14 protein-coding genes and 2 pseudogenes are annotated in these 18,665 nt (G+C 70.5%); 10 read left to right on the top strand and 6 right to left on the bottom strand.

What is annotated here, in order from left to right:
* Positions 1 to 253: 253 nt before the first annotated feature.
* A pseudogene (locus Q9G87_RS18840) lies at positions 254 to 865 on the bottom strand (IS701 family transposase); the annotation flags it as partial.
* Here Q9G87_RS18840 and Q9G87_RS60695 point away from each other — a divergent pair.
* From Q9G87_RS60695 to Q9G87_RS61345, 3 genes and pseudogenes are all read left to right on the top strand, one after another.
* The gene (locus tag Q9G87_RS60695) at positions 809 to 1,018 is read left to right on the top strand and encodes a hypothetical protein (protein WP_371825792.1); all 210 of its coding nucleotides are present in this window, start codon (positions 809 to 811) and stop codon (positions 1,016 to 1,018) included. The pseudogene Q9G87_RS18840 and the gene Q9G87_RS60695 sit on opposite strands and share 57 nt — an antisense overlap.
* A 157-nt stretch (positions 1,019 to 1,175) precedes the next feature.
* Positions 1,176 to 3,965 (top strand): AfsR/SARP family transcriptional regulator, encoded by a 2,790-nt coding sequence (locus Q9G87_RS18845; RefSeq protein WP_305917678.1) that lies wholly within the window; start codon positions 1,176 to 1,178, stop codon positions 3,963 to 3,965.
* A 274-nt stretch (positions 3,966 to 4,239) separates the two neighbouring features.
* Positions 4,240 to 4,401: pseudogene (locus Q9G87_RS61345) on the top strand (competence protein CoiA family protein); the annotation flags it as partial.
* Positions 4,402 to 4,746: 345 nt separating this feature from the next.
* Here the strand turns inward: Q9G87_RS61345 and Q9G87_RS18850 are convergent.
* Entirely contained in the window at positions 4,747 to 4,869 is a 123-nt protein-coding gene (locus Q9G87_RS18850) for a hypothetical protein (protein ID WP_305917679.1), read from the bottom strand.
* 137 nt (positions 4,870 to 5,006) lie between these two features.
* Here Q9G87_RS18850 and Q9G87_RS18855 point away from each other — a divergent pair, with 137 nt between their 5' ends.
* The 4 genes from Q9G87_RS18855 (at position 5,007) to Q9G87_RS18870 (ending at position 7,370) form a co-directional block, all read left to right on the top strand.
* Entirely contained in the window at positions 5,007 to 5,255 is a 249-nt protein-coding gene (locus tag Q9G87_RS18855) for a hypothetical protein (RefSeq protein WP_305917680.1), read from the top strand.
* Positions 5,256 to 5,891: 636 nt separating this feature from the next.
* Positions 5,892 to 6,605 carry a hypothetical protein gene (locus Q9G87_RS18860; RefSeq protein WP_305917681.1) on the top strand — a complete coding sequence of 238 codons (714 nt, stop codon included), beginning with the start codon at positions 5,892 to 5,894 and terminating at the stop codon, positions 6,603 to 6,605.
* A 200-nt stretch (positions 6,606 to 6,805) separates the two neighbouring features.
* Positions 6,806 to 7,108 (top strand): hypothetical protein, encoded by a 303-nt coding sequence (locus tag Q9G87_RS18865; RefSeq protein WP_305917682.1) that lies wholly within the window; start codon positions 6,806 to 6,808, stop codon positions 7,106 to 7,108.
* A 25-nt stretch (positions 7,109 to 7,133) separates the two neighbouring features.
* Positions 7,134 to 7,370 (top strand): DUF6247 family protein, encoded by a 237-nt coding sequence (locus Q9G87_RS18870; protein WP_305917683.1) that lies wholly within the window; start codon positions 7,134 to 7,136, stop codon positions 7,368 to 7,370.
* Between the two features lie 169 nt (positions 7,371 to 7,539).
* Here the strand turns inward: Q9G87_RS18870 and Q9G87_RS18875 are convergent, their stop codons facing one another.
* Positions 7,540 to 8,160, bottom strand: a complete 621-nt coding sequence (locus Q9G87_RS18875) for a hypothetical protein (RefSeq protein WP_305917684.1) — start codon at positions 8,158 to 8,160, stop codon at positions 7,540 to 7,542.
* 61 nt (positions 8,161 to 8,221) lie between these two features.
* On the opposite strand from Q9G87_RS18875, the gene Q9G87_RS18880 reads away from it, so the two are divergent.
* Both Q9G87_RS18880 and Q9G87_RS18885 read left to right on the top strand, forming a co-directional pair.
* Positions 8,222 to 8,671 (top strand): hypothetical protein, encoded by a 450-nt coding sequence (locus Q9G87_RS18880; RefSeq protein WP_305917685.1) that lies wholly within the window; start codon positions 8,222 to 8,224, stop codon positions 8,669 to 8,671.
* A 697-nt stretch (positions 8,672 to 9,368) separates the two neighbouring features.
* Positions 9,369 to 9,518 carry a hypothetical protein gene (locus tag Q9G87_RS18885; protein ID WP_305917686.1) on the top strand — a complete coding sequence of 50 codons (150 nt, stop codon included), beginning with the start codon at positions 9,369 to 9,371 and terminating at the stop codon, positions 9,516 to 9,518.
* A gap of 100 nt (positions 9,519 to 9,618) precedes the next feature.
* On the opposite strand, the gene Q9G87_RS18890 is transcribed toward Q9G87_RS18885, so the two are convergent.
* The 3 genes from Q9G87_RS18890 to Q9G87_RS18900 all read right to left on the bottom strand — a co-directional run bounded on the left by Q9G87_RS18890 (position 9,619) and on the right by Q9G87_RS18900 (position 14,043).
* On the bottom strand, positions 9,619 to 11,181 hold the full coding sequence (locus Q9G87_RS18890; RefSeq protein ID WP_305917687.1) for an outer membrane protein assembly factor BamB family protein: 1,563 nt from the start codon (positions 11,179 to 11,181) through the stop codon (positions 9,619 to 9,621).
* A gap of 841 nt (positions 11,182 to 12,022) precedes the next feature.
* Positions 12,023 to 13,777 (bottom strand): outer membrane protein assembly factor BamB family protein, encoded by a 1,755-nt coding sequence (locus Q9G87_RS18895; RefSeq protein ID WP_305917688.1) that lies wholly within the window; start codon positions 13,775 to 13,777, stop codon positions 12,023 to 12,025.
* Positions 13,778 to 13,881: 104 nt separating this feature from the next.
* Entirely contained in the window at positions 13,882 to 14,043 is a 162-nt protein-coding gene (locus tag Q9G87_RS18900; protein WP_305917689.1) for a hypothetical protein, read from the bottom strand.
* A gap of 519 nt (positions 14,044 to 14,562) precedes the next feature.
* Here Q9G87_RS18900 and mobF point away from each other — a divergent pair.
* Positions 14,563 to 18,651, top strand: coding sequence for a MobF family relaxase (gene mobF, locus Q9G87_RS18905; RefSeq protein WP_305917690.1), 4,089 nt, complete (start codon positions 14,563 to 14,565; stop codon positions 18,649 to 18,651).
* The last annotated feature ends 14 nt before the right edge of the window (positions 18,652 to 18,665 follow it).

Here is an 18,665-nt window from a genome sequence, read left to right on the forward strand (position 1 = left end):
ACGACACCTGATCGCCTTGTGATCACCAGCAGTGCAGCTAGAAAGTGCGGTCAACGGTGCACAACGGGCGTTGTTGCCCGGCCACTTGCGGTACTGCCCGAGCAGCCGGTCCCGCGACCGCGCGGGCGGCAGCGCACCACGAACTCGAACCCGTACGCCGCAGCGTGCTCACGGGCAGCGGCTTCAACGCCCCACCACTCGACCGGCTCGCCGGACCGGGTGACCCCCAGCGCGTTGTGCAGCACGACGGCCCGGCCGGAGAACCCTGGATGCCGTCGAGATCGACCCGCCAGTTGCCCGCGATGGCCAGTACGTAGCCCATATGGCGCGTTTCCAGGGCGGCGCGCAGACGCGGGTCTTGACCATAGACCTCATCACCGGTCATCCAATGCGCGGGTACGCCCGCGTCCAGCGCGGCCAGGATCATTGCGGTGGCCAGGGCGGGCTTGGTGGCAAAGTCGGCGTCGTCCGGGATTCCGGCCGCCTGGCACCGGCCCCGGTCGGCCAGCCAGGTGTGCTCGGGCAGGTAGAGCCGCCGGTCCAGCATTGCCCGCCCGGCTGGGGTGGCGTAAGCCAGGAGCACGCCGATCTGGCAGTTCTCGATCCGGCCCGCGGTGCCGCTGTATTGGCGCTGTACCCCGGCCGAGCCGGTGCCCTTCTTGACGAAGCCGGTCTCATCGGCGATTAGCACGCCGCCGGGACCGCGCCGGTCGACGACGATGTCACGGATGTCATCGCGGACCGCATCAGCGTCCCAGCGGGCGGTGCGCAGCAGCCGCTACAGGGCCTGCGGCCCGAGAAGATCGGCGTGTTCGGCCAGGTTCCAGCAGTTCTTACGGTCGATATTGGCGAGCAATCCGCGCACGTACGCTGCGGCAGCGCGGCGCGGTTCGACCCGGCCGACCCGGCTGGCGATCCGGCCATCAGCTCGTTGAAGATGACCATCCAGCCGTCAGGGTCTACGCTGTGGCTCGCAGTCACCGCACGATCTTTGGTTGTCTTCGCAAACTCCGAATGATCACGTGGTGGCCGTCGACACGTCCCCGATCCCTCAAGATCGCCACGTGTCACTGGACGCCGTGCCGATGCTGATCTTACCCTGGTTGGCGATCTTTTCGTCATAGCAGCCTGAATCGCTAGACTTCCGAATCTTCGTTGACGACGGGAGCACTCCCTTGAGGCTGGAGATCAGGTGCCTTGGCCCCTGGGAGGTCGAGGCCGACGGTGTCCCGGTGAAGATCGCTGGGCAACGGCGGATCGGGGTACTCGCCCGGCTCGCCCTGGCCGCTGGGCAGCCCGTACCCACTGATCGGTTGCTGGCCGACGTGTGGGAAAGCAGTTCCGCGGCCAAGCAGTTGCACATCGTGGTCTCGAAGCTCCGGGAGACGTTCGCTCCCCACGGTGGTGCCAAGATCATCCAGACGGTGCCCGGTGGTTACCTGCTCGCGGTCGAGCATGACCACGTGGACGCCCACGCTTTCACCCGCCTGTCCAGGCGGGCGCGCACCTCCCACGCCGAAGGTGCGATGGCGACCGCGGACGCGCTGTTCCGCGGGGCGCTCGGGCTGTGGCGGGGCCCGGCGCTGGCCGATGTCGACACTCCCTGGGCGAGGGTCGAGGCCGACCGGCTGGAGGCGGAGCGGATGTCCGTACTGGAGGACCATGCCGAGCTGCGCCTGGCCGCCGGTGACCACCGCGCCGTAGCCGGCGAGCTCGCCGTGCACGTCAGAGCGCACCCGGTGCGGGAGCGGCCCGCCGCCCAGCTCATGCTCGCCTTGTACCGCGACGCGCGGGCGGCGGAGGCGCTTGAGGTCTACCAGCGCCTGCGCCGGGTCATGGTCGAGGAACTGGGTATCGAGCCCGGCGCCGAACTGCGCCGCCTCCACCAGGCCGTTCTGGTCAAGGATCCGGTGCTCGACCTGGCGCCCGCGCAGCAGGCGACGCTGGCCCGACACGTCGCCCCGGCCGAGTTGCCCGCCGATACCCGGGCGTTCACAGCGCGGGCGGCCGAGATCGAGCAGCTCCATGCCGACCTGGTGAACGGCGCCGCGGTCACCGTGATCAACGGGTCCGGCGGCATCGGCAAGTCCGCGCTGGCCGTACATGTCGCCCATGCCGTCGCCGGGCGTTTCACCGACGGCGTCATCTACGTCAACCTGCACGGTTCCACCGCCGGACTCGCTCCGCTGGCACCCATCGAAGCGCTCCGCCGCCTGCTGCGCTCCCTGGGGCTGGACGGCGCTGCCCTACCCACGGACACCGAGGAGGCCGCCGCCCGCTACCGCTCGCTCACCGCCACAGGCCATCTGCTGGTGATCCTCGACAACGCACGGGATGTGCGTCAGGTGCGCCAGCTCATCCCGGCCGGGCGGGACTGCCGCGTCCTGATCACCAGCCGCGATCCGCTGGCCACCCTGGACAACGCCCGCCACCTGCACCTCGGCAGGCTCGACGACACCGACGCGGCCACGCTGCTCGCCCGGGTCGCCGGATCCGACCGCGTGGATGCCGAGCCGCGGGCGGCGGAGGAGATCGTACGGCTCTGCGGCGGTTTCCCGCTCGCCCTGCGCATCGCGGGAGCCCGCCTGGTCGCCCGTCCCGATTGGTCGCTCTCCGACCTCGCGGTACGGCTGGCCGACGCGACCCGGCGGCTCGATCTGCTGGACTACGCCGATCTGGCCGTACGCGCCAGCATCGCGGTCAGCCACCAGCAGTTGCGCGAGGAGCCAGCCGGGCAGGACGCGGCGCGGCTGCTCTCCCTGCTCGGGCTGCTGGATCTGCCCACGCACACGCCCGCCACCACGGCCGCGCTGGCCGACTGGACCGAGCATCGCGCCGAGACCGCCCTGGAGCACCTCATGGACGCCCGCCTGCTCGAACACGCGGGGCCGGGTCGCTACCAGTTCCACGATCTCATCGGGCTGTACGCGCGGGAGCAGGACGTCGCCGACGAGGAACGGGCGAGCGCGGCCGGTCGCGTGCTGCACCACTACCTGGCCACCTCGCAACAGGCCGCTGCCGTGGTGAACGGCCGCGACGTGAGGGCCGCCGTCTTCGCCGCCGATCAGGCCGGGGAGGAGATTGCCACCCTGGAGGCCGCCAACGACTGGCTCGACCGCGAGCGGGACAACCTGCTGGCCGCGGTACGGCAGGCGGCGCGGGAAGCCGATCGCTCGGCAGCGGGACTCGCCGACGCGATCCAGTGGCTGTTTCAACGCCGAGGATGGTTTGCCGAGGTCGTCGGGGTGAGTGAGGAGGCGCTGCGGCTGGCCAGGGAGGAGGAGGACTGGGCGACCCAGGCCTACCTGCTGCAGGGGCTCGCCCACGTCCACCAGCAACTCGGGCGCTTTCAGGAGTCCGTATCCTGCATGGAGGACGGCCTGGCCTGTTGGGACCGGGCCGGGCTGCCTGACCGGAAGGCGGGGATCCTCAATGACTTCGGCACCACGTACACCGTGATGGGCCGCTATGACGACGCACTCACCGCGCTGGAAAGTGCCCTCGTCATCACCAAACGGACGGGGCGCAGGGACCACGAGGCCTACGTTCGTAACACCCGGGCGCAGGTCTATTACCGCCAGGGGAGGTCCGGAGAAGCCGTGGATGAGGCACGGCGTGGTCTGGCGATGCTGGAGGAGCACGGCAGCACCGGTGGCCTCGGCCTCTTCCACGACACCCTCGCCGACGCCTTACGGGCCCATGGCATGCTCCACGAGGCAGTCGAGGAGTACAAGCAAGCGATCAAACTCCAGCGCGAGGCCGGATTCACCATCGGAGCCGCCGTATCCCACTGGTGGCTCGGCCACACCCTGCACGACCTGGGGCAGCACGAGCAGGCCAGGGAGTCCTGGCGGGAGTCACTGGAAATCTTGCGCGAGACCCGCCTGCTGACCCCCGCCGAGGTGGCCGACTACCTCGCACAGCCGGTCCCGGACACACCGGAACCGATCAAGAACCAGTTGTGACTGTGCGTCCGCCGGAGCCCCTTGGAGATAGGTGAACTGCTCACCAACGACACGCTGGTGGGCTGCCGCCGGAGATGGATCTGCCGTAACCGCTGGCGCGTCCCGGGCGAGGTGACGCAGATGACGTGCCCCTGCTGCTGGACCGACCAACCGGGGCCAGCAGCGTAGCGCTGGCCGCCTCGCTCCCGGCACGGTGGGCCTCGACGGCGGATCTCCGTCCAAGAGAAATGTCGGCATCGGCTCGTAGTAGCGCTCGTGTCCAGGCGTGGCGCACGTGCATCTGGAGCAGTGGACACCTGCCCGCAAACGCCGGGCCGATGTGGCCGTTGAACTCACGGATGGTGGCCGCCTCGCCTTGGAGGCCCAGCAGGCGTACTTAAGCGATGAGGAATGGTGCGTCCGGCATCGTGACTACGTCGCCGCTGGGATCACGGACGTGTGGTTCTGGAGACGCAACGCCGACATCCCTCGGCGCATCCTCGCCGAAGGCGTGCCAGCGTGGCTTATCCACACCGGCGCCAGCGTGGCAGCAACGACCATCAAGGCCTTTCTCGGGCGCCCACACCCCAAGGGCTGGCGATGGTGGAACGAGCCCGACCAATCGATGTACGCGCTGCATCACCCACCGTGTCCCGCTGACGACATGGTCGCGCGGCTCATCCCATTGGCTGGCCTACGACTCGACCGATCCGGCGCTGTACTGCCCGAGTCAATGCAACAGGAACTGACCGCCTCTCTCCATCAGGCCATACAGGCCGCCGCAGAACGGCGAGCACAGCCGCTACTCGACAAGCAGCATCGACAGCATGTCGCACGCCACCACGTCGGCCAGGCCACGAGACCACACGGCCAGGCCCAGCGACGAAGGCCCTACCTGCAGCGTCTGCAGTCGCCCACTCGACACGTGGCTGGCCACGTTCGGCCGTCACATCGGATGTGGACCTCGGTGGGACACGCCGCCTCACCAATAGGTGGCGGTGCCGGGCGACACGTCCAGTCGGCAGCGTGCTCCGGTTGTCCGGACTCGACATGCTGGGGCCCATGGAGACGAATCCCCCCGCACACAGCAGGGGGCGCGAGCTTACCCAGACCGCCGTCGAAGCGATCGTCAACCTCGTTCCGGCGGTAGGCAGCACCATCGCGGTGCTGCTGATGGCAGGCCTCGTCCATTTTGCCGAGCGATCATGCTGTCAACATCGTCCTGGCCTGGACTCTCACGTTGCGTGCATGTGTGTGATGTTCAGAACCGTCGACGAAGAGGCGTCCGGTGCTGTGCATTCTCTGAACTAGGTTCAACGGGTTCGGTCGGCTGATTCAGTTGTCGGTAAGACACCGAGTCGATCTGGGACATGACCTGCGGTGATTGGGACCATCCGCAGGTGAAACGAGGAACAGCGTTCTGGCGCGAGCTTTTCCTGACTCGGCTCAGCTCCGAGCCGACCATCATCGTGCGGGATGTCGTGGCTGAGGTTCTGGAACGCCAGCCCACGAGTTCGGAGATGAACCCTGCTCGTAATGCGAGTTATCACCTCACTGACGCCGGTCAGGCGGTGTTGATGAGCCTCTATCCCTGGCAGGCCAGGGGTGAGGATCACGGCTGGGGCGAGCGGCGGGCGTCCTGCTTAACGGTGGATGACGCCCTGGTGCAGAGATTGCCGTTCTGCGTCGATCGCAGTGCGACGCAAGGGCCAGGATGGACGAAGGACAGGGAGTCTGAGGCATTCAAGAAGGCCTCAGCAGCGACCAGGCCCGAGCTGGAGAGGCTGGAGACAGCTCGCGGAGCTCGGGTTCCTTCGCCGTCGTTAACGAGGCCTTATGCAGTGCGCGGGGAGTATCAGGGCGTTGATGTGGCGGGCTGCCTAGCCCGCCGTGGACGGGTGAATCGGCGTGTCGACACCGCCGGGCGTAGCTCAGGGTGTAGGGGGTGTGCTGATGACGGAGCAACTGAGCGCCTCTCCTGCCGTTCAGCCTGCTGAGAGTGGCCGGGGCGACAAGGCCATGGACAGAATGTCGCGTTCGTGGTTGTGGCGGCTGGGCGTGAGAAAGCCGAGCGCGGTCATGGTGGGGGCGGTCTCCCGGCAGTGCCATCGGTGTCAGGCCGGAAGCTGGCGGGCACTGGCGACCGAGTACTTGGTGCGGCGTGGCATCGTGCCCGATGACGCGGCGGTCCAGGCGCGCTGGGCAGTCTGGCGCGACTATCTGGTCACCTATGCGCGCGCAACGGGAAACACCCGGGGACAGACGGCCGAGGACTGGGCAGATCAGATGCTGAGCTGGGGCGGGCCGGACAAGACGTTCCACTGCCAGCTGCCCCGCCCGGTCGTCGCCCTGGTATGGCTGGACATCCTCGGCCAGAAGCTCACCGTCGAGAAGATCAACGCAGTGGCGCCGACGGTTCCCAAGGCCAAGGGCTTGACGTGGCAGACGTTCCAGGCATGGAAGGACGTCGTCGCTCGCGGCCAGGTGCCCACTCCGAAGGCCGTGCGCCAGGCGCTGAAGGATGTCCAACGGCCGCAATCGCCGAGGCCGACAGCCGGGCCGCGAGTTGGAGGTCGCCCGGTTCGTGGCCGACGTGGTGGCCGACACCGATCAGGGACCGACCTGGTCCGAGGTCGGGGAGGCCTTCGGCTGGAGCCGTGAGCAGTGGAGAGTGGCAATCCATGCCCTAGCCCGCCAGGGATGGCTGCGCTTCACGAAGAAGCCGCGCTCGCTGAGGCCAGGCCCGCGAGCGCCGCTCGCGAGCGCCTCCGAGGAATGTGACCGGCGCTCGGACGGTCCAGCCGCCCTAGTGTGGTCGAGCCGCTGAGCGAACGCCATGTGCCCTGGTAGGGTCGGCCGTCATGAGCTGGCCAAAGACCCAGACCGCTGCGGTGCCACCCGGCGGTGGTGGGCGACGCCCGCCCACCATGTGCGGCTTCGGCGACGACGGCGCCGACAACCATGACCGTGAGCGCGACGGCGGTCGTGAGCAGGTCCGCCGGCATGGCCCGGCGCCGATGTCGCGCGAGGTGTATGCCGCCGCCGAGACGGCGCCCGTGCCGGTGGATGCGGAGCTGGCCGCGTTCGCCGCGGCGCATCCGGACCGTCTCGGGCCGCTGGTGGAGCTTCGCCGGCAGGCGCTGGCGTTCCTGTCCGCGGGCTGACCAGCGCGAGGGAGAGTACGGAATCGTGATCATCGCGCTGGAGCCGCGACCGGACAAGACGCTGCCCGCCATCCGCCAGGCGCTGACGCACCCGCGTGATCTGGAGTGCTTCGACGCCGATCTGCCCGTGGTCGTGGAGCAGGCGCGAGCCGAGGGCGACTGGCGGTTGGTGGAGGAGTTCACCCATATGTGGTGGATCATCGCGTGCGTCAGCATGCAGGATCCGGCCCCTGAGCAGCAACCAATCGGTCAGTGGCGGTAGCGGGCCGACGCCAGCGGGCCTACCGCTGGCTATGCAGGTGGAACCGGGAGCCATATGTCGGTCGGTTTGAGAGCCACTTGCTAATCAACTGCCCTGGAGTGCTAGTGAAAACGAGAGCCACGTCCCCGTGGATCTAGGGCATGGCTCTGGTGACGCTGGGTGAGTGTGATCAGCTGGCTTGTTCGGTTCTGGCTCGGGTCTGGGCCAGGCGGTAGGAGTCGGTGCCGGTCTCGTGTAGTCGGCCAGGGCCAGGCGTGCAATCGCCGGGGCGTCCCGCTCGGCCGGGAAGTGCCCGCGTTGGTGCAGGCCGCGCAGGCATTGGAGGAGCGGCCAGCAGGAGCGGGTCGGTGGCGGCCAAGTCCACGAGGTCGCCGATGTCGGCGAGGTCTGCGAGCAGTCCCAGCGCGCCTCGGCGCAGCGTCGGGGCCCTGGCCGGGTCGGCGGCCACGTCCGGCTCGTCCACGTCAGCGGTCTCGATCGCGCGGACGGCCTGGTAGAGCAGTTCGCCGACGGGTTCACCGCGCAGGGTGTCGGGGTGGACGGCGATCTCGGCGCCCAGCCAGGCGATGCGAACGCGGGTTGGTAGGTCCGCCTCGCGCCGAGTCGGCCAGGGCCGGGTCCGCAGGTGCAGGTGGAGGCGGGCCAGGGCCAGCGCTGCCTCCGGTGCGGCGGGCAGCGAGTCCGGCAGCACGGTCAGGCGGGACACTTGGTGAGCGTCGAGGCGTTCGGCCATGCCGATGAGGCGCTTGGCCCGCAGGTGTGGATCCTCGTGCTTGTCGACCGATATCATCGGCGCTCAACTCCATCCGGTCCGGCGAACAGCGCCCAGCGTAAGGGTCCACACTGGGATCATGACCCGACCCCAGGACTTGGCCGCCGAGATCGAACGGGTCAGCGACGCCCTGGAGGCGATGATGCCCACCCGTCACGTGGTATCGCTGGCGCTGTACGGGCCGGTGCCGCGCGACAGGGAGGTGTTCGAGTTGGTCCGGGACCTCTACCGAGCGCACGGACCGGCGGGGACGGCCGAGTCCGTCGCGGCGCCCGAGGACCCGCAGGTGCTCCTGGCGCAGATCCGCTCCTGGTACGGCGTGTCCGACATCGGCGAGGCCGCCGGACGTGCGGAGGCGGAGTTCCTGGCTCAGTACGCGGTGGAGCTGATCGCCGAGACGCTCGGCCCGACCCGCTCCGTCCACCCGGTGGAGTTCCGACCCAATGGCTGGTACGCGGCGGTGTGGGCCGAGCGGTTGCTGCTCACCGAGGAGTGGGCGGCGATCATCTCGCTGACGGGGGACTCCTGACCGCTCCCCCGCCCACACCGTGAAGCAGATGGAGTGAGCCGTGCCGCCATCCGAACCGCGCTGCCCGGCCAGCCGGAGCCCCCGCTCATCCCGGCCGAGGGCCCTGCCGAAGCGTCCAGTTAAGTTACTCGCGGGTACCGCCAACGGCTGTCCGCAGGTTCCTCAACCCCGGACTCGGTACTTGATCGCGATCGGCCGACCCGACAGCCCTGCACGAGAATCTCGGCGAATCGCCGCGAATACCTCCACCTTGGACTGAGGGTGTGTCACCAGCGTCTCCTCACACGGAGTAACGCTTCGATACTCGCATTGCGAACCCTCAGGTGGCTCTGGAATTCGCTAACACGGCTCCAGCCCCACCGAGCCCCACAGAGCCACTGACCGACATCTGGCTCCCGGATTCACCTACAGGGCCATACCGCCATCCAGCGGTCCGATACAGGTGAGCCGCTCTACGTGAAGACGCGGTCGACGACGGCGGCCTTCTCGCCGAGATCGCCGCCAAGCGCGGCATCGAACTGCCCAGGCCGCCGACGGCTGCCGACGAGCCTCAGCCGGAAGGCTAGGCCGCATCGCCCTGAGGGGCGGAGATCAGTGGGGCACGCAATCGGCGATGGGTGTAGCTCGTCCGCACCCACCCACTTTTGATCCGTAGGTTCCGGGTTCGAGCCCCGGGCGCCGCGAGCCGTACCCGAAGATGGGCTACGGTCTCGGGCTGTTCGTGCAGAACCTGGGCTCGGGCTGCGGCACCGTCTACCAGCACAACGGGCTGCTGGATGGGCTCGTCAAGGAGGTGTTCTGCAGCACGTCGGGTGGTTCTGTCGATGAGGCCAAGCCGACTCGGTAGACGGGTCGGGCACCCCGGACAAGCGCGCTGCCGTTTCGGCTTTATCGCACCGGCCGGGTCGCGCACTCACTCCGTGGCTGAGGCCACTTTCAGACACGGTTCAGTACGGAGCGTCGAGGATGCGTCCGTCCGCGGTGCCGATGAGGACACGGTCGTTCTCCGGTACCGCGAGCGATGTCCCGGAGGTGGGCATGCCGTGGACGGTCAGCGACTGCCTCCAGCGGGGCCTGCCGTCCGCGGCGCCCAAGGCAACGACCTCGCCCGAGTCCAGCGCCACCAGGACGGTGTCCCCAGCGGCGTCCATCGCCGTGACGACGGCTTCGCATTCGTAGACCCATTCGGGCTCGCCGTCCGCCCGCCGCCGCACCACGAACGCCGCGATCCGCCAGTGACTGTCGGGTGCGACGGTGGCGGCATGGACCAGTGCGCCCGGCAACCGGACGCCAGGCCCGCCGGAGAGCCGGGCACCGCGTCCGGCGTCCCAGTCCAGGGGGAACAGCGGCCGGACCGCGCCGGAAGGCTCCAGGGCCGCAATCCACACGCCGTGCGGTGTGGACTGGAGGAACAGCAGCTCCGAGCTCCGGCGGATGACGAAGGTGGTGTTGGCGAACTCGTACTGGCCCAGGTCGAGAGGCGCCGACTCCTGCTGATCAGGGGACACCAGGATGGTGGCGGCCTCGGTGGGGGCGTGCCGGGTGTCCCGCAGCATCACCCAGCCGTCCTGCCTCCCGGTCACCGCGACAGGGGTCTGCGAACCGGCGGGACGCAGTACCTCGCCGTTCTGGAGCGACAGGCGTTCGGCGCCGTTCGGCCGGTACCGCACCCGGGGTCCATCCCAGACGGGCTTCCACTGGATCTCCACCCAGGCCGCCCGCTGATCCGGCGTCACCACGATCCGCCTGCCACCACCACCGGGCACCGGCGCCACCCACTCCCGCAGACCGGACGGCAGCCACGACTCCAGCCGCACCCCGTCCAGCGCGGCCAGGACCCGGCCGTCGCGCAGCAACTCCACCGCCCGGACCTGGCGGCGCGGTGTAAAGGTCATGGCGCTGAGCGATTCCAGGGTGCGATGTGCCGCCTCCGGAGCGTCTGGGGCCACCGACGGCACGCGTTCTCCGGTCAGCTCGGCCGGACCGATCGACTTGGCGGGCAGGGCCGCCCAGTCGTCACGGGCGATGGACGGCGCGAAACACCAGGTGTCATGCTCGCCGCTGTCGTCGTCGATCGCGGCCAGGACCAGGTCGAGGTGGCGTTCGTTCCGCCACCGCGCGGACCGGACCTCCCTGTCCCAGGCGAAGGCGGAGACGGCCTCACCCGAGAGCAGGTCAAGCAGGAGCAACTCGCCTTTGTAGAAGAAGCCGCCGTCGTAGCTTCCGGTGCCAATGGCCGCCAGCGGCAGCACCGGGTGGAACGCGATCGTGTTGACCGGCCACCGCGACGGCAGCAGGTACCGGCAGCGCAGGCCGTCCATGCCGTAGACCCCGATGCGGTGGGCGCTCAGCACGCTGGTGAGGGTGCCGGGCTGCCACCCGGGCGGGCCGACCGCGCCACTGGCGACGACGAGCCCCCGCGGCTCGCTGACGGCCGCCACCGACGGAAAACCGATCTCGGCGAAGGGACGGTCGCCAAGGACACGATTGACGATCAGCGGATCCGGCACGGGCACCTTCCAGGGACGGCGAGTCGGACCATCCTCGCAGTTCTTTCAAAGTTCCGGCTCAGGGGCCTCGCCTCCTGACCGTGCCCGGGCGAGTGCGGAGCCCTGCGCGGATCATCGGGATTACCAGGCCAACTGGGATCTCGCAAAGGCGCCCCCGTCAGAGCTGACACCGAGTTCAAAAGCCACAACCCTCCTTCCGGCTGGCCGAACGGCTCCGCGAACTCGACATCTACTCCGGCCAGGCCCGATCCACCGCCCTGTTCCAACTCGCGACCGACCTGCCCGCGGCCGTCTTGGCGCGCATGCTCGGCATCCACATCGGCGTCGCGGTCGCATGGCAACGCGCCAGCAGCGGCGACTGGGCCACCTACGCTGCCGAAGTCAGTCGCAGAGCACCCCACTGACGAGAGGCATTCAGACACTTGGAATATCCGACGTCGCCAGGGCTGCCTACCCACGCCGACCTCAAAGACGCCGTCAGCCATCTCCCCACCGATCAGTAGGGCCACCGCTGAACTGGGCGAACTCAATCGCGTGTACCTGGCTGCACGAGCCTTACCGACACCTCGCGACCGGTCGACCGGCCTGTGGCGGCAGAAGGACGAGGCTCTGCTGTCGTACCGCTCGACGGGCGTCTGGGAGCCGGTCGCCCGGATGGACGTGCGCGCCCTCGCCGTCATGGACCGCGGACTTCCTTTGCGGCATGCCCGTTGATCTCGGCGGTGATGGTGAACGGTCCCGGCTCGGCCTGGGTCGGCCAACCCGCGGCCACCAGCCACTTGACCCGCGGTGTTTCCGCCGGTGCCGGACACCTGGTCAAGCGCCTCACCAGTGTCCAGCCCTAGGCGAGCTTGTCTGCCAAGGCGGTGTGGATCCGGCGGGCCTGCTTCGGCGGGAAGCCGCGGACCTGCACGATCACTCGGCCGACACGTATGAGGTGGGCGGCGATCAGCGAATCCGGGTCGGCCATGACCTCGGCCCGGCCGCCCGCGGTCGGCTTGCCACGGAACAGCACGTCGGCGTCCTCCGGCCGGGCCGCGACCCAGACCACCGTTAGATTCACCCACCAACCGCCGGCCAGGTGGGCTTCACACTCGGAGTAGGGGACCTTGACGTCCCCAACCGCGCGCGGGTTGTCCAGTTTGTTCCGCCCGTCCGGCCGCCGCCCGTCGCGGCGCCCGGGAACGGTCCTGACGAGGTCGAGGCAGTCCGGCCAGTCCTTCGGATTCACCCCCGCGAGTTCGACCGGTCCGGCGGCCGGCGTGCTGCTGTGGGCGGACAGCCGGTAGGGAGCGGGCCGGTGTTCGGGCGGCCCGCCGTGCAGCACGAGCAGCCGGTCCCCAACGGCGTCAATCCAGGCAACCGGGCCGTTGTCCGGGCCTGTGGACACCGGCAGCGCGGAGACCGTACCGGCGCCAAGGTCCGCCACGCCGATCTGTTCCGGCAGCGCGTACGGTGCCCAGTGTGGCGGGTCGAAGTGGGCGCCCCGCCAGCTGTAGAGGCGGTTCCCCACGAGGGCCCAAACCGTGTGGTGGACCGGCAGCGTCACCTGCCGCCGGCGGCCGTCCGCGAGTGTGACGAGTGTGGCCCGGTGCGCCACCACCTTCTGGTCGGCGTCCAGCACGGGTTCCACGGCCACGAGGTGGCCGTTCATGAGTTCCATCCGGCAGACGGGCTTGCAGGCGCCGTCCAGCCCCTTCGTCCGGTCGGTGGTCCTCCCCGCCCGGTCGATCACCGACGGATCCTCGCCTTCCCTCAGGATCAGCGTGTAACCCTCCGCCACGGAGATGAGCGTGCCCATGCTGAACGGGGCGGTGGCGGTCCACAGATGCCGCCCGGTGGCGGGGTCGAACCCGAACAGTTTGCCGGTGGCCGAGGGGAAGCAGAACTCCCAGGCGACGAACACGCTGCCGTCCACCGACCTGCCGTCGCCGGTCCTCGCCACGAGATCCAGGGAGCAGTCCTCCTTGTCCGGCTTGTACGGCGCGACCCAGCGGGACGCGCCGGTGCGCACGTCCACCCCCTCGATCGAGTTGGGGCCGTTCTCGTTCTGATGTCGCACCGGCAGCACCCCCGGCCCGATCAGCAGCCGACCCGAGTGGTCTCCGACGTGGAGTTCCTTCGCGGTGGCCCAGAGCCGCCTGCCCGTCCCGGTGTCCAACGCGGTGACCCGGGTGGCGGTGAGGTCGTCGGAACGGGAGCCGGTGCGGATCGCGGTGCGGATCACCACGGTGTCCCCGGTCGCTCCCAGGCTGATCAGCTCGCGGCCGGGTTCGCGGTAATGCCACAGCTCCGCGCCGGTGGCCGGGTTCCTGACCGTGAACCCGTCGGGTGCATGGACGAAGAGCCGCCCGTCGTGCAGGGTGACCACGGCGGTCTGCTTGCCCTGGGAGTCGCCGAGGTCGATTCCCCACTCCTGGCGAAGCACGCCTGGGGCCGGTCCCGAGGCGGTCAGACGGGCCGGCCGTGCCGTACTCGTGGTGTGGTCTGTCCTGATCTCGGGCGCGTCGGGAGGCTTCGGCGCCGAGGGGGGCGACGTGCAGCCGGTGAGCAGCAGCACCAAGGCGGCGAGGGGAGCGATTGTTGTCCGTAACACCCGAGTGACGCTAGAGACAGCGGATAGCGCCCCGCTTGCATCCCGCTAACAGATCACTCGGCGAGCCCCGTGCCGTTCAACGCCGGGCCCTGCGAGGGGAGCGGTCAGATGCGACCCAGCTTCTCGGCGAGGGCGGCGTGCATCGCATCGCGACGTTGGCAAGATCCGCCACCTCGACCACGCGTCCCGGTCGAGGTGTGCGTTTCGGCATCCAGCACCTCCTGGATCCGCTCCACCGTCCGCGCGCTGACGCCCAACTCGACCACCTTAGACTTGATGCGCTCCGCCAGCGAATGGGCCGCCGTGTCGGCGCACCACGCCCATCAGGCCGCCCTCTCGGTCACCGACACGCGCGCCAGCGGTTGCAACGGCACCGATGCCAAAACGGCCGCGAGGAGATCCCAACGACCGCCGGGTCGAAGTCCAGCAGCATCCGATGATCGCGCTCCAGCCAGGAGTCATACCCCACGTGCCTGCCGACGGCCGCCGACCACGACAACAGCCTTCTGCACCACCAAGATCGAAGCCGAAGGCGGAATCCGACAACTCAACCTGAACACCGACACGAGTATCGACAACACCACGCGGACACCGACAACTTCAGCTGCAACCGACAATCTGACAACCATCATTGCCATAAGTAATCCTCAAATGTCATCCTTTCACCCAACAAGATCAAAACAAAATAACAAGATCAAAATAAGAACTCACGTATGGCTCCGCCATACGACGGGACAGCGCCCAAGCCCCCACCCCTGGCGGCGCGGGCCGGGGGGTGATCGAAGGTGGCGTGGGTCACGGTGCTCGGTCCCGACCCCGCGCAGATCGACTACCGGCTGCGCGAAGGCGCCGGCTGCGACCAGGTGACCTACCGGCTGGCCGACGGCGCGGCCAATGGTGAGGCCGCGCCGGTTCTCCCGGAGTGGGAGAAGGGACACGGGCTGACGTGGATCGGCGCCGGTCTCGCCCAGTTCGGGATCGATGGGATGACGGTGGGCGCCCCGCTGACCACCGCCGAGCATCACCAGGCCGCCCGCCGGTTGATGGACGGGTGCCACCCGGACACCGGCGAGCAGTTGGTGGAGCCGAAGAAGGCGACCAGCCCGCTGTCGCAACTGGCCGGCGAGGCGTTGCTGGCGGCGCTGCAGCAGGCCGCCGCCGAGCACGGCGGCACGGTGGAGGACCTGGTCGCGGGAGTGAAGTGGGCCGTGGCCCGGGCCGGCAGGCTGGAGCGCGGGGTGGCTCGGCGCGGCGCGGCTTACAAAATCCCGATCGGGGACGCCGAGCGGCTGGCGGCCGCCGCCGGTCTGGACCTGGACGCGCTGTACGATGCGGACCGGCTGGAGGCCGCGCGTGCTCACCGCGATGCTCGGGTGCAGGTCGGCAACCGCGGTTATGACGTGACCCTGGATCTGCCAAAGAGCGTGAGCGTGTGGTACGGGCTGGCCGATCCCGAGTTAGCCCAAGGGATCGAGGACGCCTTCGCGCAAGCCGTGGCCGACACGGTGGCCGCCATCGAGCGGTGGGCCGGCTACGGCATCCGCGGGCAGAAGGGCGACGGCAAGCTCGGCAGGCGGGTGGAGGGCACCGGCCTGGCGGGCTGGATCATGTGGCACCGATCGGCCCGGCCGACCGGCGGGCAGGTCGGCGACCCGCATCTGCATGCGCACGTCGTGCTCGCGAACATGACGCGCTGCGTCGACGGCGCGTGGGGCGTGTTCGGCGACGGCGGCCGCGATCTGTACCGGCACGACAAGGCCGTCGGCACCCTGGTCCAGGCCCGGCTGCGGCGCCTGCTCACCGAGCGGTACGGCATCGCCTGGACGCGCGACCCCCGCACCGGCGCATGGGAGATCGCCGGCATCGGCGCCGAGCTGCGGGAGCTGTACTCCAAGCGCGGCGAGCAGGTCGCCGCTGAGCTGCTCGGCGCGATGGGCCTGGACGACGTCACCACGGCGAGCACCGCCCAGCGCAAGATGGCCGGCGCCCGGACCCGCGAGGCCAAGAACAGCGCCCCGGCCGGGCCGCTGGACACCCGGGCGTCCTGGCGCGCGCAGGCCCGCGCCGCCGGCCACGACCCGGCCGCCGTGACCGCCGCCTGCCTGGGCTCCGCCAGCGGCCTGCCGGAGCGGCCCAGCCCGGCCGCGATCGCCGCGTGGATCTGGCGGCCCGACGACGGCCTGACCGGCCACACCAAAATCGTCTCCCGGGCCGACGTGCTCGCCGAAGTGATGGACGCGCTGCCGGACGGCGTCGCGAATCTGGCCGACGCCGACGCGCTCACCGACCAGGTGCTACGGCACGGCCCGGTGGTGCACCTGGCGACGCCCGCCAGCGCCGTCACCTTGACCAACGGCCAGTGCTACACCTCCACCGACGTCACCAGCGCCGAACAGATCGCGCTGGCGGCCGCGCGCGCCGGATACGGCGCGGGCCTGGCCGTGGTCGACCCGGTCGCCGCCGAGCTCGCGATGCAGGCCTTCGAGGCCGGCGCCGACCTGGCGCTGTCGGACTCCCAGCGCGCCGTGCTGGCCCGGCTGCTCGGCGACGGGCACGCGGTGGAGGCGGTCATCGGCGTGGCCGGCGCGGGCAAGACCACCCTCATGTCCGCCGCCCGCAGCGCGTGGGAAAGCCGCGGCCTGGTCGTCGCCGGCGCCGCCACCGCCGCGGTGGCCGCGATGGGGCTGGCCGCCGAGTCCGGCATCACCTCCAGCACCATCGCCAGCTGGCTGCGGCGCATCGAGCGCGGGCCCGGCCTGGACGGCATCGACGTCCTGGTCGTCGACGAAGCCGCGATCGCCGACGACCGGCACCTGGCCGCCCTGCTCACCGAAGCCCGCCGCACCGCCACGAAGACGGTCCTCATCGGCGACCCGGTCCAGCTGCGCGCCATCGGCGTCGGCGGCACCTTCGCCGCGATCCACCGCCAGGTCGACGGGCTACTGCTGAGCGAGAACCGGCGCCAGCGCCATCTCGGCGAGCGGGCCGCCCTCGCACTGTGGCGCGACGGGCAGCGGGAGGAGGCGCTGCGCACCTGGAGCCAAGCCGGACGGGTGCATGCCGGGCGCACTGCGGACGACACCATGGCGGCGATGCTGACCGACTGGCAGCAGGCCCGCCTCCGCTACGCCGGCGACGTGCACGCCGAGCTGGCCGCCGTGGCGCTGCTGGCCGGCAGCAACGCCGACGTCGACCGGCTCAACCATGCGGCCCGGGCGCTGCGCCGCGCCGCCGGCGAACTGTCCGGCCCCGAGGTGCGCAACCGGCAGCCCGGCGGCCGCACCCTCGCCCTGGCCGTCGGCGACCACGTGCGCATCCACACCAACGACTACCGGGCCCGCCGCGGCCAGGGCGCCAACGTGCTCAACGGCTACCGCGGCCGCGTGATGGCGTTCGACGCCCAGCGCCGGGTGCTGGTCGAATGGCGCGCCCCGCACCCCGACGGCCCGCGGCTGGAACGGGAGTGGATCACACCCGGCTACATCGCCGCCGGCGGTCTGAGCCACGGCACCGCCATGACGGTGGCCGCCACCCAGGGCGCCACCGTCGACCGCGCGCTGGTCTACGGCTACGGCTTGGACCCGCACAGCCTGTATGCGGCGATGTCGCGCGACCGCGAGGCCGCCCGCCTGTACCTGCCGCGCGAGCTGCTGGAGAGCGACGCCGACCGGGCCCGGCTCGGCGAGCCGGACAGCTACGCTGTCGAGCTGGATCGCGCGCTGGCCGCCTACGCCGCCACCCTGCAAGGCGATCGCGCCGATCGGCTGGTCACCGCCGCGCCCGAGCCGATCGCCCACCAGCGAGCCGCCGAGCGCGCCGCCGAGCGGGATGCCGACTGGGATGCCGGTGGCCGCCCGGGCGACGCCGAGCACGCCACCCCAACCGCGGCGGCCGCCGAGCCGCCGGCCGACCCCGAGGCCGAACGCGCCCGGCGGGAGCTGCAGGACGCCGAGCGCGAGGCGAGGGCCGCCGTCGAGCGGGCCAGCGCGCTACTGCGCCTGACCCAGCTCCCACTCGGCGTGGGCTTGCTGACCGACGCGCAGTTAGACGGGCGGGTGCGACCGCTCGCCGAGCGCGTCGCCGCGGCGGCCGCGCAAGTCGAGACCGCCGAGCAGCACGCCCGCCGCTACGCCCGCGACGGCGGCGGCCCCGCCGAGCGCGCCCTGGAGGAGACCCGGGCCCGGCTCGCCGAGCAACTCGCCCAGATCGAGGCCGCCGAGCGAGCGGCGACGCGGCTGCAACAGGCCCGCCAGACCGTGCTCGACAGCCGCGAGCAGATCCGCCTACTCGGGCAGCACGAGGCCGACCTCGCGCGCGAGCTCGACGGGCTGGGCCGTCTGCGACCCGCGCACCGGGCCCGCCGCCGCGAGCTGGGAGCCGCGCTCCCGCTCATCGGCGAGGACCTGGCCGCCGCGCGCGAGCGCCTGGCCCCGATCCTCGCGGAGGGCCCGGCCCTGGAAGCGGCCGCCCGACGGGCCGCCGCCGCAGCCCCACCCGCTGCCGACTGGCCGCTGATCCGGCGCCACCAGGACCTCGAACGCGACGTCGATGCCGCCCGGCGCACCGCCCGGGCCCGCGACGTCGACGCCGCCGCGCACCGGGCCGCCCAGGCCCGCCACGTTCATGACCTGGCCCAGCAGCACCTGGCCGCCCTCCAGGACGAACACCAGCGCCGCGCCGACCTGCCGCCCGACGAGCGTGACCTTGAACGTGCCGCCCGCGCCGAGCACGCCAAACGCCAGCGCGCGGCGGCCGCCCAACTCGACGGACCCACCCGGCCCACGCCCGGCCTGCAGCTCGACCAGCAGCGCCAGCCGTACCGGCCGCCACCACCGTCACGGGGAGTCGACCGAGGGCCCGGGCTGAGTCGCTGATCCCCGGTCCCCCG

The sequence above is a fragment of the Nonomuraea turcica genome (assembly GCF_030718205.1).
GTDB lineage: Bacteria > Actinomycetota > Actinomycetes > Streptosporangiales > Streptosporangiaceae > Nonomuraea.